Source organism: Veillonella rodentium (assembly GCF_900187285.1).
GTDB lineage: Bacteria > Bacillota > Negativicutes > Veillonellales > Veillonellaceae > Veillonella > Veillonella rodentium.
In genome coordinates this window covers 1,735,757-1,750,294 of sequence record NZ_LT906470.1, presented here as the reverse complement: position 1 = coordinate 1,750,294, position 14,538 = coordinate 1,735,757, and the positions used below count along the sequence as shown (strand labels likewise).

Annotated in this window: 14 protein-coding genes; 9 read left to right on the top strand and 5 right to left on the bottom strand. The window is 46.5% G+C overall.

The features are described 5' to 3' along the window. Positions 1–8 precede the first annotated feature (8 nt). The 4 genes from CKV62_RS08175 to CKV62_RS08160 all read left to right on the top strand — a co-directional run bounded on the left by CKV62_RS08175 (position 9) and on the right by CKV62_RS08160 (position 4,951). Positions 9–1,577 (top strand): ABC transporter substrate-binding protein, encoded by a 1,569-nt coding sequence (locus CKV62_RS08175; RefSeq protein ID WP_095066471.1) that lies wholly within the window; start codon positions 9–11, stop codon positions 1,575–1,577. Between the two features lie 12 nt (positions 1,578–1,589). Beyond that, positions 1,590–2,387, top strand: coding sequence for an ABC transporter ATP-binding protein (locus CKV62_RS08170; protein WP_095066470.1), 798 nt, complete (start codon positions 1,590–1,592; stop codon positions 2,385–2,387). Next, the gene (locus tag CKV62_RS08165; RefSeq protein WP_095066469.1) at positions 2,380–3,189 is read left to right on the top strand and encodes an ABC transporter ATP-binding protein; all 810 of its coding nucleotides are present in this window, start codon (positions 2,380–2,382) and stop codon (positions 3,187–3,189) included. Before CKV62_RS08170 ends, CKV62_RS08165 begins: the two co-directional genes overlap by 8 nt. A 208-nt stretch (positions 3,190–3,397) precedes the next feature. Continuing rightward, a complete protein-coding gene (locus tag CKV62_RS08160) occupies positions 3,398–4,951 on the top strand; it encodes an ABC transporter substrate-binding protein (RefSeq protein ID WP_095066468.1) in 1,554 nt (517 codons plus the stop codon). 126 nt (positions 4,952–5,077) lie between these two features. Here the strand turns inward: CKV62_RS08160 and CKV62_RS08155 are convergent, their stop codons facing one another. Then, positions 5,078–6,019, bottom strand: a complete 942-nt coding sequence (locus tag CKV62_RS08155; protein WP_095066467.1) for a YiiG family protein — start codon at positions 6,017–6,019, stop codon at positions 5,078–5,080. Positions 6,020–6,274: 255 nt separating this feature from the next. On the opposite strand from CKV62_RS08155, the gene CKV62_RS08150 reads away from it, so the two are divergent. From CKV62_RS08150 to CKV62_RS08130, 5 genes are all read left to right on the top strand, one after another. Further along, positions 6,275–7,099 (top strand): sulfurtransferase, encoded by an 825-nt coding sequence (locus tag CKV62_RS08150; RefSeq protein ID WP_095066466.1) that lies wholly within the window; start codon positions 6,275–6,277, stop codon positions 7,097–7,099. Positions 7,100–7,107: 8 nt separating this feature from the next. Then, positions 7,108–7,341 carry a hypothetical protein gene (locus CKV62_RS08145; protein ID WP_095066465.1) on the top strand — a complete coding sequence of 78 codons (234 nt, stop codon included), beginning with the start codon at positions 7,108–7,110 and terminating at the stop codon, positions 7,339–7,341. Next, a complete protein-coding gene (locus CKV62_RS08140; RefSeq protein ID WP_095066464.1) occupies positions 7,342–8,097 on the top strand; it encodes an exodeoxyribonuclease III in 756 nt (251 codons plus the stop codon). 22 nt (positions 8,098–8,119) lie between these two features. Next, positions 8,120–8,821 carry a 7-cyano-7-deazaguanine synthase QueC gene (gene queC, locus CKV62_RS08135; RefSeq protein WP_095066463.1) on the top strand — a complete coding sequence of 234 codons (702 nt, stop codon included), beginning with the start codon at positions 8,120–8,122 and terminating at the stop codon, positions 8,819–8,821. Between the two features lie 210 nt (positions 8,822–9,031). Beyond that, complete coding sequence (locus tag CKV62_RS08130) at positions 9,032–9,523, top strand: QueT transporter family protein (RefSeq protein ID WP_095066462.1); 492 nt, start codon at positions 9,032–9,034, stop codon at positions 9,521–9,523. A gap of 191 nt (positions 9,524–9,714) precedes the next feature. Here CKV62_RS08130 and CKV62_RS08125 read toward each other — a convergent pair whose 3' ends face one another. From CKV62_RS08125 to ispE, 4 genes are all read right to left on the bottom strand, one after another. Next, complete coding sequence (locus tag CKV62_RS08125; RefSeq protein ID WP_095066461.1) at positions 9,715–10,971, bottom strand: Glu/Leu/Phe/Val family dehydrogenase; 1,257 nt, start codon at positions 10,969–10,971, stop codon at positions 9,715–9,717. 305 nt (positions 10,972–11,276) lie between these two features. Continuing rightward, positions 11,277–12,740: an alanine/glycine:cation symporter family protein gene (locus CKV62_RS08120; protein ID WP_095066460.1), complete on the bottom strand. Its 1,464-nt coding sequence runs from the start codon at positions 12,738–12,740 to the stop codon at positions 11,277–11,279. A 24-nt stretch (positions 12,741–12,764) separates the two neighbouring features. Then, positions 12,765–13,460, bottom strand: coding sequence for a GntR family transcriptional regulator (locus CKV62_RS08115; RefSeq protein WP_095066459.1), 696 nt, complete (start codon positions 13,458–13,460; stop codon positions 12,765–12,767). Next, complete coding sequence (ispE, locus tag CKV62_RS08110) at positions 13,457–14,353, bottom strand: 4-(cytidine 5'-diphospho)-2-C-methyl-D-erythritol kinase (RefSeq protein WP_095066458.1); 897 nt, start codon at positions 14,351–14,353, stop codon at positions 13,457–13,459. The genes CKV62_RS08115 and ispE overlap by 4 nt, the downstream gene beginning before the upstream one ends. Between the last annotated feature and the right edge of the window lie 185 nt (positions 14,354–14,538).

Genomic DNA, 14,538 nt, shown 5'->3' with positions numbered 1-14,538 from the left:
AGATTTACATGAAAAAATCTTGGAAAAAGGCCCTCATAACAGGCCTTAGCATTGTGATGATGGGTTCCTTCATTGCCGGTTGCGGTGCTGATAATAAAGGCGCCGAGAACAAGGATACGTTGAAAGTAGCCGTTACAAACTTCGCATCCACATTGGAACCGACTGAAAACTTCTTCGCATGGGTTGTTATGCGTTACGGTGTGGGCGAAACGTTGACGAAATTCGACGAACAAATGAAGCCGCAGCCATGGATTGCCTCCAAATGGGAAGTATCTGACGATAAGAAAACCTGGACTTTCACAATCAATGACAAGGTAAAATTCTCTAACGGCAAAAAGGTTGATGCGGCCGCTGTAAAAGCATCCATTGAACGCGCTTTTGAAAAATCCAACCGCGCTAAAACATTCTTCAAGTATGATTCCATTGAAGCGAACGGTCAACAATTGATCATCAAGACGGATAAGGAATATCCTAACATGCCCGGCCTTTTGGCGGATCCATTGTTCCTCATCGTCGATGTACAGTCTGAAAAGGACGGCCGTAACTTTGCTAAAGAAGGTCCAATCGGTACCGGTCCATACGTAGTGAAATCTTTCACGAAGGAACGCGCTGAAATGGTGGCAAACGAAAATTACTGGGATGGTGAAGTACCGTTCAAGACTGTAGAAATCCCATCCATCGATGATCCGAATACGCGCGCTATGAGCTTGCAGTCCGGTGATGTGGACATGGCTGTTAACATCGGCCCCGGCGAAATCGGTTTGTTCCAAGGCAACGATAAGTTTAAGGTAGATGAAATCGCATCTCTTCGCGTAGTATTGGCGCGTATTAATCAACGTGGTATCCTTGGTGATGACAAGGTTCGTGCTGCTGTTATTTCCGCAACGGACCGCAAAAACTATGCGGATGTATTGTTAAAAGGAACATTTATTCCGGGTTCCGCTCCAATTCCACCATCCATGGATTACGGTTTCAATGATTTGAAAGACCCTAATGCATATAATGTGGAACGGGCAAAACAATTATTAGCGGAAGACGGCTGGAAAGATACTGACGGTGACGGTGTCCTTGATAAAGACGGTAAACCGTTGACATTCAACTTTGTTGTATATAACTCTCGTGCTGAGTTGCCACTTTATGCGGAAGCTGTACAAGCGGACCTCAAAAAAGTGGGGATCGATATGAAAATCAAGACTGTTGACTATAACTTGATCGATAAAATGGGTCAAGACGGCGATTATGATATGCTTATTTCCAATATCGTAACGGCGAATACGGGCGACCCGATCTGGTTCTTGGCGAACTACTGGCATACCAATATCAATGGTTCCAATCCTCAAAATGGTTCCGGTTATTCCAATCCAGAGGTTGATCAATTGTTAGATGCGGCAGAAACCGAATTTGACCCTGCTAAACGTCGTGATTATGCTATTAAAATCCAACAATTGTTGATGAATGACGGTGCGGCATTGTTCTTGGGGTATCCAAAAACTAATATCGTAACCGGTTCTTACTTGAAAGGTGCTGTTATGTACCCAAGTGATTACTACTGGATTACAAATAAAATTACGAAATAATGAGGAGCTGTAATGGCAGAAAACGTACTTACTGTAGAAAACCTTAGCATCGCGTATCAAGGTGTGCCTGCTGTTATGGATGTAAACTTTACCTTGGAACGCGGCAAGGTGTTAACCATCGTAGGGGAATCCGGATCCGGTAAGACTACCGTGATTCGGGCCCTTATGGGATTGTTGCCGGTGGGCGGAGAAGTGACGGACGGAACGATGGTGTTTAACGGTCATGATCTTCGCATCCTATCCAAATCAGAATGGCGGTCTATACGCGGTAAAGATATGGCCATGATATTTCAGGACAGCGGTAGCGCATTGGATCCTATCGTGCGTATTGGAAAGCAGTTTCGTGAGCTGTTTAAAGCGCATATAGATATTACTGATGATGAATGCGACCGGCGCGCTATTGAGTTGTTAGCGTCCGTATCTTTGCCTGACGGGGGGGATATGTTGAAACGTTACCCTCATGAGTTATCCGGCGGTCAACGTCAACGCGTGGGAATCGCTATGGCTCTGGCGTTGGATCCGGTACTTCTCATCGGTGATGAACCTACATCGGCGCTTGATGTGACGACACAATCTCAGGTGGTAATGCAAATGCTTGAGCTTTCAAAAAAACATAATTCGGCAATCGTCATGGTAACGCATAACCTCGGTGTAGCCGCGTATATGTCTGATTATATCCTCGTTATGAAAAAAGGCCGTGTCGTCGATGCGGGAACGCCACAGGATATCCTGGAAAACCCATCCAATGAATACACGAAACAGTTGAAGGATGCGGTACCGACATTGGGAGGAGGCCGTTACATTGACTGATTATGCAATAGAATTAAAACATGTATGTAAGCGCTTTCCTTTGCCGACCGGCGGCGAGCTCGAGGCGTGTAAAGATATCAATATCACGCTCGAAAAAGGTCAGTCCATGGGCATTGTAGGGGAATCCGGCTCCGGTAAAACTACGTTGGTGCGCATGATCATGAAGATGCTTCCTATTACGGAAGGCGAAATTTATGTGGACGGTGTTGAAATTCAGCATATGAATCGGGAGCAGACGAAACAATATCGTCAAAAGATTCAAATGGTATTTCAGGATCCGTCAGCAGCGTTTAATCCGCGCATGAAAGTAAAGGACATTATTCTGGAGCCTCTGTATAACTTCGGTCTGCTTGAAAAGGGACAAGAGGAACAGATTGCCGGTGATTACCTGGAAATGGTAGATTTACCGCGTGAGTTTATGTATCGCTATCCTCATGAAATGTCCGGCGGTCAGCGTCAACGCGTAGCGATTGCCCGTGCTATCGTATTGGAGCCGGAAATTCTCGTTCTCGATGAAGCGACAAGTGCCCTTGACGTATCCGTACAGGATTCCATCGCGTATCTGTTAGCGCGATTGCAGAAAAAGAAAAACCTGACATATCTATTTATCGCCCATGATATTGCCTTCATCCGTACTATGTGTCACAAGGTTGTAGTCATGTATAAAGGTACTATCGTGGAGGAACTGGATGCGTTCCATCTGGCTGATGCGAAACATCCGTATACGAAGGTGTTGTTGAGCTCCATTTTTGAAATCGGACAGGACCATAAACCGTTGACGATGGATAGCGTAGCAGAATAAGAGCATGGTGAAAGCCCTCTTTGATATGTCCCCCCTTTACTGGACAACCAGTAAAGGGGATTTTTTGTACAAATATTCATAAATTTACATTGTGTAAATCCTTGGAATATAGTATATTTGAATAGATTTAGTATACCCATATGGGTATATAGATGTATGTTCATATGAAGTTATATACATAGATATGTGCGAAAAGGAAGGTGCGTAGATGAAAGGATTTAGTAAGGCTTTATTGATAGGTGCTGCATTGGGTATCATGGTGCTTGGTACCACGGGTTGTATGAATCAGTCGGAGTCGGGCTCCGGTGATGTCCTTAAAGTGGGCACTATCGGGTTTGCCAGCACATTAGAGCCGACGGCGGATTATTTCAGCTGGGTGGTGGTTCGCTACGGTATCGGTGAAACACTCGTTAAGTTTGATGATTCCATGCAGGTGAAACCGTGGCTTGCAACATCATGGAAACAGGGGGATGATAAACTGACCTGGACTTTCAACATCAATGACAAGGTGAAATTCTCTAACGGCAATCGATTGACGGCTGAGGCGGTGAAAGCATCGCTGGAGCGAACTTTTAAAAAGAGTAATCGCGCTAAAACTTTTTTTAATTACACGGAGATAACTGCAAAGGGGCAGGAGCTCACGATTAAGACGGACAAGCCCTATTATAATTTGCCTAATTTGTTAGGAGATCCTCTATTCCTCATTATCGATGTGACCGCAGAGGAACAGGGGCGTGATATCAGCAAGGACGGTCCGATAGCGACAGGTCCCTATGAAGTGGAATCGTTTACGAAGGAACGGGCGGTACTTAAACGTAACGAAAATTACTGGGATGGCAAGGCCGGATTCAGTAGAGTAGAGGTTCCTGCCATCAATGATGCGAATACGCGCGCGATGGCGTTACAGTCCGGCGATGTGGACATGGCCGTCAATATCGGTCCCGGCGAATACGAGACCTTTAAGAATGACAAGAATTTTACGGTCTATGAAACCGCATCATTGCGAGATTTGATGGTGCGTATGAGCCAAAAAGGTGTGTTGAAGAGTGCCAATCTTCGCAGCGCTCTTATCAGTGCAGCCCCTCGTGAGGAATATGCGAAAACCCTTATGAAGGGGACTTTCACACCCGGGAAAGCACCGTTGCCGCCATCGGTGGACTATGGATTTAATCAGTTGCGCGATCCGAATGCATATAATGTGGAATGTGCGAAGAAATTGTTGGCTCGCGACGGGTATCGTGATACGAATGGGGACGGTATCGTCGATAAAGACGGGGAGAACCTCGTATTGACGCTTTATACCTATGCATCCCGTCCTGAATTGCCTCTATATGCGGAGGCGTTGCAGGCGGATTACAAGAAAATCGGTATTGATGTGCAAATCAAAATCATGGATTATACCGTGGTGGATTCGATTGCGCAGTCCGGCGATTATGACATGATTTTATCCAGCATAGTGACATCTAATACGGGGCAGCCCGTGTGGTTCCTGAAACAATATTGGGGGACCGGCAGTGAAAATAACGGTACGGGATTTTCCAATGCACGATTTGATGAACTCTTAGCCCTTGCTGAAAGCTCCGATGATCCGACGGTGCGCCGCAACGCAGTTATCAATGCACAACAATTGATGCTCGACAATAGCGTAGCCCTTTTTCTGGCGTATCCGAATATCAATGTGGTAGGGAATAATAAGATTGACGGTATCGCTATTTCTCCTGCTGAGTATTATATAATTACGAAAGATTTGAAACGAAAATGAGCTGAAAATAAATTCCTGTGAATAGTCAGAATATAAATAAACCTCCCGAGGCTTACCTTAGGAGGTTTATTTTTTATTTCAGTATTTAAATTAATAATGCCGACTCCGACGATAATCGGACTCGGCTTATTCTTCATTTCTTGCTTTTTCGGTTATATCAAGATCATTCATGTTAACGGAGTTGGCTTTGCTCACCATCTTGTTATATTTTATAAACAACTGGGTGTATGCTTCGCCGTAAGATGAATTGATAATGATGTAGTTCCGTGCCTCCGCAACGAATTCCTTTGTGGAATCCTGATATGCTTTCACAGCGGCCTGTGTGCTCGGCGTTGAGCCTGGTTGTAATTTATTGATGCGTTGTGTAATCTGTTGTAAGTTGGATTCGACCTTTTGTGTGTCGGTGTTTCCGTCCGGGTCGATAAGGTTGATCGTCTGTGCTGTGATAAGGTTGAGTTCGATAAAGTTTACCGCATTTTCCCGTTTTTCCTCTTGGAATTCACCCATACGTTCCTTGTAGAGTTGATTGTTACGATTATCCAAAGCGAGATCTAATGCATTGTAAGCGGCATTAAACTGTTCCGCCAACGGTACGTATTGAGCGGCTAATTCATCGCTGCCCTTGTAATTATCTTTTTCGTAGGTTCTCGCTACGTAATAGACTTGCAGTTGGTCCGCAATCGGAATGATTTGATCTAAAAGGGCAAGCACGTCATTTGTTGCCTGATTTACATCCTCGTAGGCGGTAGGACTTTCCTGCTTTGCTTCTTCTAAAGCTTGTTTTAAGTCCTTATATTTCGGTAAGGTAACCGTTGTGTTGTGTGTACCGTTTCGAAGTTCTTCAAGGGTTGGCTGTAATTGGCTCTCGTAGGCTACGCTGTAAGAATTATACGCATCCAATGCATTGATATAAGGTCGAAGCGCGTTGATTTTGTCCTCTACGGTAGAGCGATATAAAATTGTCGCTGTATTGGATGATAAGAGGGTATATACCCCGTAGATTCCGCCACCAATAATAGCAATGCCGAGTACAACGGCTGCAATTAGTTTGATGTAACCTTTTTTCAACTGTGTACGCTCCTTACAACTACACAAACCCTTCTAGATACTTAGCTAATTACACACACAAGAGTAATTAGTTACATTATATCATATGTTAAAGGGGTAAAAAAGACGTATAGGACACAGAATTATAAGAGATTCATGAAATTTATTAATATTACTTCTAATGAAAGCTGATATTCATTGTCTACAACCTTCCTTCGTTATATAATAAACATATCGTATCTGACATTTTCGATATGTTTATAGAAAGGAGTACATATGTCTAATTTTATCACTCCTAAAGAATTGTTAAGTTGCCTAGATGAAGTCATCATTCTCGATGCTCGCGGGTATCAAAATTATAAGCAGGGTCACATCAAGGGGGCTTATGCCGTCGACTTGGACAAGGATTTGACAGGACCGCTCAGTGAGCATGGCGGTCGTCATCCGTTGCCCGATATGGATCAGCTGGCGCATACTCTTGAATCATACGGAATAACACGCGAATCGAAGGTTGTCATTTATGATTCCTGGTTGTTCCTGGCCGGTCGTTTGTGGTGGACGTTGCGGTACATGGGGCTCAAGGATGTGCGTGTCTTATCCGGCGGCGTTGAACGCTGGATTAAGGAAGGTCATACTTTAACGAAGGAACCGACACCGTTGCCGGACAAACCGTCAGTGTTCAACTATGAATTGCAGACTCACATGGTGATGAGTCGCGATGAGGTTCTCAAGGCCAGTGAAAGCGGGGATCATGTCATCATCGATGCTCGTGCGCCGCACCGATATGACGGCTCTGAAATAGATACCATGGACGGTATGACCGGGCATATTCCGGGGGCCGTGAATCATTTTTATGAAAGCGGCTATACCTCTGACGGTCCTAAATCTGTAAAAGAGTTGGAGGCCGAGTTTTATAACGAGTTATACCAAAGTCGTCCGCTTGTGACGTATTGCGGATCCGGTGTTACCGCTTGTAATGCCTTGATGGCGATGAGTGAAATCGGGCTTGAATCCGCTTTATATGTAGGTAGTTCCAGCGACTGGGTGACCTATGACGGATTTCCGCTCAATACCGGCATCGAAACCTTGCAACAGTCTTAGGAGGTATGATGGAAAGTTTAAAACACATATTGTCGATTATCGCTTTCGGTTATTTATGCTATCATATCTATACGTTCGGTCCCGGTGCATTTAATGTAACGGTCATGATTATTTTCCTTCTATCCGTGCTGGCTAATTATTATAGAGGAAAAAAGGGAAATGCCATGCGTGCCAATGAGGAGTCCCGTAAGGCCCGTGCTGAAGCACGCCATGCGAAGAAGCATAAAAATAAAGGAGTTTAAATGAAGTTAATTTCTTGGAATGTAAACGGCCTGCGTGCCGCTGTAACAAAGGGATTTATAGAATCCTTTAACGCATTGGATGCGGATATTTTTTGCCTGCAGGAAACGAAGTTGCAGCCGGATCAGATTCAATTGGAATTGCCCGGCTATGAACAGTTTTGGAACAGCGCGGTGAAGAAGGGGTATAGCGGTACCGCCGTATTTACGCGTATCAAGCCGCTTTCAGTAACAAACGGTATCGGTATTGAAGAGCATGACCAGGAGGGTCGTGTTATTACCGCGGAATATGATAACTTCTATCTCGTGTGTTGCTACACGCCGAACAGTCAGCGTGAATTGGCACGTCTTGATTACCGCATGACCTGGGAAGATGTGTTCCGCAATTACTTGCTTGAACTGGATAAGAAGAAACCGGTTATTCTCTGCGGTGATTTGAATGTGGCGCATCAGGAAATCGACCTTAAAAATCCGAAGACAAATCGCAAAAATGCGGGCTTTTCCGATGAAGAACGGGCAAAGATGACGGAATTATTGGAGTCCGGCTTTACGGACACATTCCGCCACCTCTATCCGGATGCGATTGAGGAATATAGCTGGTGGTCCTACATGGGCAAGGCTCGTGAACGGAATACGGGGTGGAGAATCGACTACTTCATCACATCCAAGCGGCTTGATGACAAGATTAAAGAGGCGAAGATTCATCAACAGATTTTCGGTTCCGACCACTGTCCTGTAGAACTCGATATCGATTTATAATCGTGTTCTGAAAGGAGAAATTATGGCTCAGAAACAACGTGCCGTTGTTTTGTTCAGCGGCGGCGTGGATAGTACGACATGTCTGGCGCTTGCCGTTGAGCGATTCGGTAAGGAGAATGTGGTGCCGTTGTCCATCCGATACGGTCAGAAGCACTGTAAGGAATTAGAGGCGGCAGCCGCCGTTTTGGCGTATTACGGCATCGAAGGAAAGACGATGGACGTGACGAAGCTGTTCGCTTTCAGCAATTCGTCTCTCCTGATGCAATCCGATGAAGCCGTGCCGCAAGGTTCCTATAAAGAGCAGCAGGACCGGGAAGGGGACGGCCCTGTGAGTACCTATGTGCCTTTTAGAAACGGATTGTTCCTGTCGGCGGCGGCGTCCTTGGCTCTATCACTCGACTGCGGTTATATTTACTACGGTGCGCATAGCGATGATGCGGCAGGAAATGCCTATCCAGATTGTACGGAACAGTTTTATAAGTCCATGGGCGATGCCATCTTTGAAGGCTCAGGTGAAGCCTGTTCATTGGAGGCGCCTTTCATCAACGCCAACAAGGCGGATGTGGTGAAAGAAGGATTGCGTCTTCATGTGCCTTACGAATTGACGTGGTCCTGTTACGAAGGCGGAGCGGTGCCGTGTGGACATTGCGGAACCTGTATTGACCGGGCTGAAGCGTTTCGTGCTAACGGCGTTGAGGACCCGGCGATTCATTTCGGGAAATAATCCGGCTCGTCTGACGTTGCGTAATAGGTGTTGAACTTTCACCAATTGCGAAACAATCGGATGTATGCTAAGATGTGTATATGCCGAAAGGCGACAATTGAATAAGACAGTTTGAAACCATCCTGTCTCTAAACAAAACTACGGAAAATCATAAGCATTCGAGCATGGTAGTTTTGCCATGCTCTTTTTTTATTTGAGGAGGTGAGTGTTATGAGTTCTACCCGAAAAATGACAATTTCCGCTATGGTTATAGCGCTTTATATCGTCTTATTGTATGTGACCCAAAGTATTTCTTTCGGAGCGTATCAAATTCGTATAGCGACATCATTGTATGCACTTGCTTATGCCTTTCCGTTTTTGGTGATCCCCATGGGGATTGGCAACCTCATTTCCAATTTTTTATTTGGCGGTCTCGGTATTCTCGATATGCTGGGCGGCTTCGGTGTCGGCATATTGACGACGGGCATCATAGTAGGCATGCGCCGCATGGGGCTCGGTTCGTGGTGGGTTATCTTGCCGATTATCATGGTTCCCGCTCTCTGTGTGCCGTTATGGCTCAGCCGGCTGCTCGATATTCCATATTGGCCGTTGGTGTTGAATCTTTTAGTGGGGCAGACCGTGCCGGCCGTGGTCGGATCTGTTCTGGTGAGATCCTTAATGGCGAATCCGCGTATGATTGCGTTGATGGGGGCTTTTAAATAAAAGCCGTCGGGAACCTTCGCATGAAATAGCAATCCTTCGTATGATGACAATATTGATGAGACTTTCAAATAAAAGAGCGTAAACTCTGTATATGTAGAGTTTACGCTCTTTTTATGCTTATAGCATAGGAGGATGGATTAGAAATTGCGGAATTATTTTATTGATTATAAATCTGTTTTCTTACTGAAAGCTTAGCAGTTGTATCCACGCAATGTGGTTTCTATTACGAGGCGTTCGAGAGCGACCATGTATGCCGCTTGGCGAGGCGGTACATTATATTTCTGCTGCATATTCCAAACCGCTTCGAAGCTGTTTTGCATATTTTTCGTCAATCGTTCGTTGACTTCTTCTTCGGTCCAGTAGTAGCTTGCCTTGTTTTGAACCCATTCGTAGTACGATACGACTACGCCGCCACCGTTAGCGAGAACGTCAGGGATGATGTCGATACCTTTTTCGTAGAAGTACTTATCCGCATCATTTGTAGTAGGGCCATTCGCACCTTCCAAGATGATTTTTGCCTGGATATTTTCCATGTTATCTTTGTTCAATTGGTTTTCAAGGGCTGCCATGTACAGAACATCAACAGGCTGAGCCAATAGTTCCTGTCCGCCGATGAGGGTCATACCCGGCTCGGAGTAACCTTCCAAGGAGCGACCGTGAGAATTTGCATATTCATATGCTTTTTCAACGTCGATGCCGTTCGGATTGTAGATGTTGACGCTCACATCGCCGATGGCAACGACTTTAGCCCCTGCCTGTGCGATGAGGCGCGTTCCGACGGATCCTACGTTGCCGAAGCCCTGTACGGCTACTGTGAGATTTTTGATGTCCAGATTCTTTTTGGCGAGGTAGCTTTGCAACGCGATGAGACAGCCGCGACCGGTCGCTTCGTTACGACCTAGAGAGCCGCCGACCTCAATCGGTTTGCCGGTAACGATACCCGGGCTCCATTCGCCTTTTAATGTGCTGTACTCGTCGGCAATCCAGCTCATGATCTGAGCGTTTGTATTTACATCCGGTGCAGGTACGTCCGTATTTACGCCGATGATAGGGGCGATGCGACGAACGAAATTACGGGTCAAGCGTTCCAGCTCGCGTTGGCTCAACGTCTTTGGATCGACCTTGATACCGCCTTTACCGCCACCGTACGGAAGATTGGCGATAGCGTTTTTAATGGTCATCCATGCGGCCAAGGCACGCACTTCGTTTTCATCGGAATCAGGATGAAAGCGGAGGCCGCCTTTAGCGCTGCCGCGCAATGTGGAGTGTTGACAACGATATCCTTCGTATACGCGTACTTCGCCGTTGTCGAGCTGTAACGGAACGGACACCTTGAGTTCCCGTTCCGGATGGCGCAATACTTCGTAATCACTGCGGGAATAGCCGAGTTTTTCCGCAGCCACATCCAGGGTATTCAACATGTTTTCATAAGGGTTATATGCTTTCATACATACCTCCTGTATATAGAATATGTTATGAGAATACGAAAAGAATTCTATATTAATAGTATTCGACATGTTTTATAAAATAACCTGCATAAATGATAACTATATTCTATAGTCTGTGAAAGTTTATGGAGGGTAAGGCGGGGAAGGGATTAGGAAGGTTTTGATAAGCGGTAATAGAGAATATTTTAGAAAAAATAGTAGAAAACATACTAGAAAATACTGAGACCCCTTTGGTGTCGATAATCGCACCAAAGGGGTCTCAGTATTTCTGTTAAGAAATTATATAGTATTAGAAAATTTAAATACTACCTGTTTTCTACCGTATTTTCAATCGGTGTAGGCGGTACGGAGGAATCCGTCGTCTGACCGTCACCCCACCATACAACGCCGTACGGATGATTCAATACGGAGCGGTGGAATACGGGTGATTCGACGCCGGCCTTGCGTTGCTTGATGTAATCGTCGAGGGCGAGACCTGCGGTTCTGCCCATGCGTACGATGGAGCTCACATTTGTCAGTACCAGGAATGCCATGAACAAGTCGGCCAGATTCCATACGAGATCGAGCGATGCGATGGAGCCGAGGAATGTCATGATGACAACACCGATACGGAACGCATAGAGATAGCCTTTTTTATCCGTCAAATGGCTGATGTTGATTTCGCCGTAGTAATAGTTGCCTACGAGTGAACTGAACGAGAACATCACGATAAATACGGCTACGGCTAATGGGGCCCAGGAGCCGAGCTGTTGTGCCAGGTTATGTTGCACAAGCGCGATGCCGGTAAGACCTGTCGTGCTGTAGTCGCCTACGACGAGGACGATGAAAGCGGATGCGGTACAGATGATGAACGTGTCGAGGAAGACCCCGAAGGCTTGGACGAGGCCCTGCTCCACCGGATGATTAACGGCTGCTGTAGCCGCCGCATTCGGCACGGAACCTTCGCCGGCTTCGTTTGAGAAGAGACCGCGCTTGATACCGTTCATCATGGTAGCGCCCATGAAGCCGCCGCCTGCCGCATAAGGATCAAAGGCGGATGTAACGATGGTGTAAATGACATGAGGAAAATGCTCGATATTCATGATGACAACGAAGAGGGCTGTCAAGATATAGAGAACGGCCATAATCGGTACCAGGACTTCCGACACCTTGGCTACACGGCTGATACCGCCGAAGATGACGAGACCTACGAGTACAGCTACGACAGCACCTGTGTATGTTACATCAAAGTCGAAGGTGACAAGGGAGGCCGCTAATGTATTGGCCTGTACGGAATTGTAAATCCATCCGAAGGTGACGCTGATCAAGATGGCGAAAAGAACGGATAAGAACTTATTGTTGAGGCCGTAGCGGATGTAGTAGGCAGGGCCTCCGTAAAAGCCGCCTTTTGCAAGGGGTTCTTTATAGATCTGAGCTAATGTACTTTCAATAAAACCGGTTGCCGCACCGATGAGGGCGATAATCCACATCCAGAAGATGGCACCGGGACCGCCTAATACAACGGCGATGGCGATGCCTGCGATGTTGCCGACACCTACGCGGGAGGCGGTGCTGACACAAAAGGCCTGGAATGAGGATACGTGATTTTTTTCGGTCGAGTTGCCTGCACCATTCGCTACGAGGCGAAGCATTTCTTTGAACATGCGAATCTGTACGAAGTTCGTCGTCATTGTAAAGAAGAGGCCTGCGCCGATGAGGATGAAGATGATGAGGTAGTTCCACAAATAACCGTTTATGGTGGACACTAGATCATTTAAATATGCTTCCATAAAAAATCCCTTTCTTGTTAAAACTTATCTGGACATATCGAATTCGGTGGATTCCTCCATCCCTTTTAAGAGGGTCTGTTCGGAATGTTCCATGTGAATTCGCGCCAGCTTGCGTGCTTGCGTCTCGTTATGGGAGGCGATGGCCTCCACGAGCTGGCGATGTTCCTCCCATGTTTTGCGCAACCGACCCGGCTGGTTCATGGAGAAACTGCGGAAGCGGTAGGTCTGCTCCCGCAGATTGTGAACAATATCCGCCAGCCGTTGATTACGGGACGCTTTGTATAATACTTCGTGAAATTCCACGTCGGCGGTGATGACGGATTCCATGTCCTTGTTTTCCATGTGATCACCGATTTCGACGAGCATGCGCTCCAAGGTTTCGATTTCCTCCGCCGTGATGCGTTCCGCCGCAAGACCCGCCGCGAGTTCCTCGAGAGCTGAGCGAATTTCAAAAACCTGCGTAATATCCTTTAAGGAGATGTTCGCCACATAGGTGCCGCGGCGCGGTATCATAACGACGAAGCCTTCCAGTTCGAGTTTGCGGATGGCTTCGCGAATCGGTGTACGGCTGACGCCCAGTTCCTCTGCCAGAGGAATTTCCATGAGCCGTTCACCGGGCTTTAAAATGCCTTCCTGGATGGCCTGTCGTAATGTTTCACTTACAACTTCCCGTAGCGGTTTGTACGCATCGAGGCGTATGGGTTGCAACCGTTTTGTCATGGTAAATCCTCCTCTGTGCATGTTTTTGTAATGAGTGAGAGCCAGTCGTGGCCCGCTTTTGAGATTTCGTCCTGCAGGTGCAAGGCATCTGTCGCTTTCTCGAGCAGTACGACCATCGTCGGACCGCTGCCGGTCATGATGGTCGGATATCCGCGGGATATAAAGAACTCCTTACATTGGGCCAATTCCTCGTGTTCGGGGAACAATAGTTCTTCGAAGGTGTTGATACTGCTGGTGAAAGCCGCATACATATCGTTGTTTTCGATGTGTTTCCGCACCGTATCAATCGTTTCGGATGTGGCCTTTGAGTTACCTTTGAATTGATTATATGCGGCTGCCGTTGAAACGGATGTCGTCGGTTTAACCAATAGGAGCCAATGCGGTTGCGGAGACGTACCGTAGGTAAGGATCTCTCCGCGACCCGTGCCGCGTGCCGTACCGCCGTGTAATAGAAACGGAATGTCGGAGCCTAATTGAGATCCTAATGTCAATAATTCATCTTGCGTCAGACGCAGGTCCCAAAATTTATTTAATCCTTTTAACATCGCCGCCGCATCGGCACTGCCGCCGCCCAGGCCGGCCTGAACGGGCACGCGTTTTAACAGGTGAATGGCGGCACCCGCCTTACATCCCGTATAGGCCTGGATGGCGCGTAACGCTTTAAGGGCGAGATTGCTTTCACCATATGTGACGAGGTTCTGCATGTAGTCGGGCAGCTCCGGAGCACCTCCGGAAAATACGACGGAATGGTGTTTGGCAAAGTAGATGGAATCACTGAGACGGATAGATTGAAAGATGGAATCGATATCGTGATAACCGTCATCGCGTTTGCCCGTGATGGCGAGCCCTATATTAATTTTACTGCAACCGAGTTGTTCGAAACTTTTACTCATAAAATCCTCGCTAATATATGTATATAGTTAGATTTTGAAATATGCGTCGAAGAATATGTGTCGAAGCCGGATTGTAAACCTTATCATAAAGCCTCGAATGGATTTGTGATATATGCATTTCATATGTTTATTCTATACTGTTATAAAGTGATTGAAAATAACCATTAAGTGGTTTATGATGAATT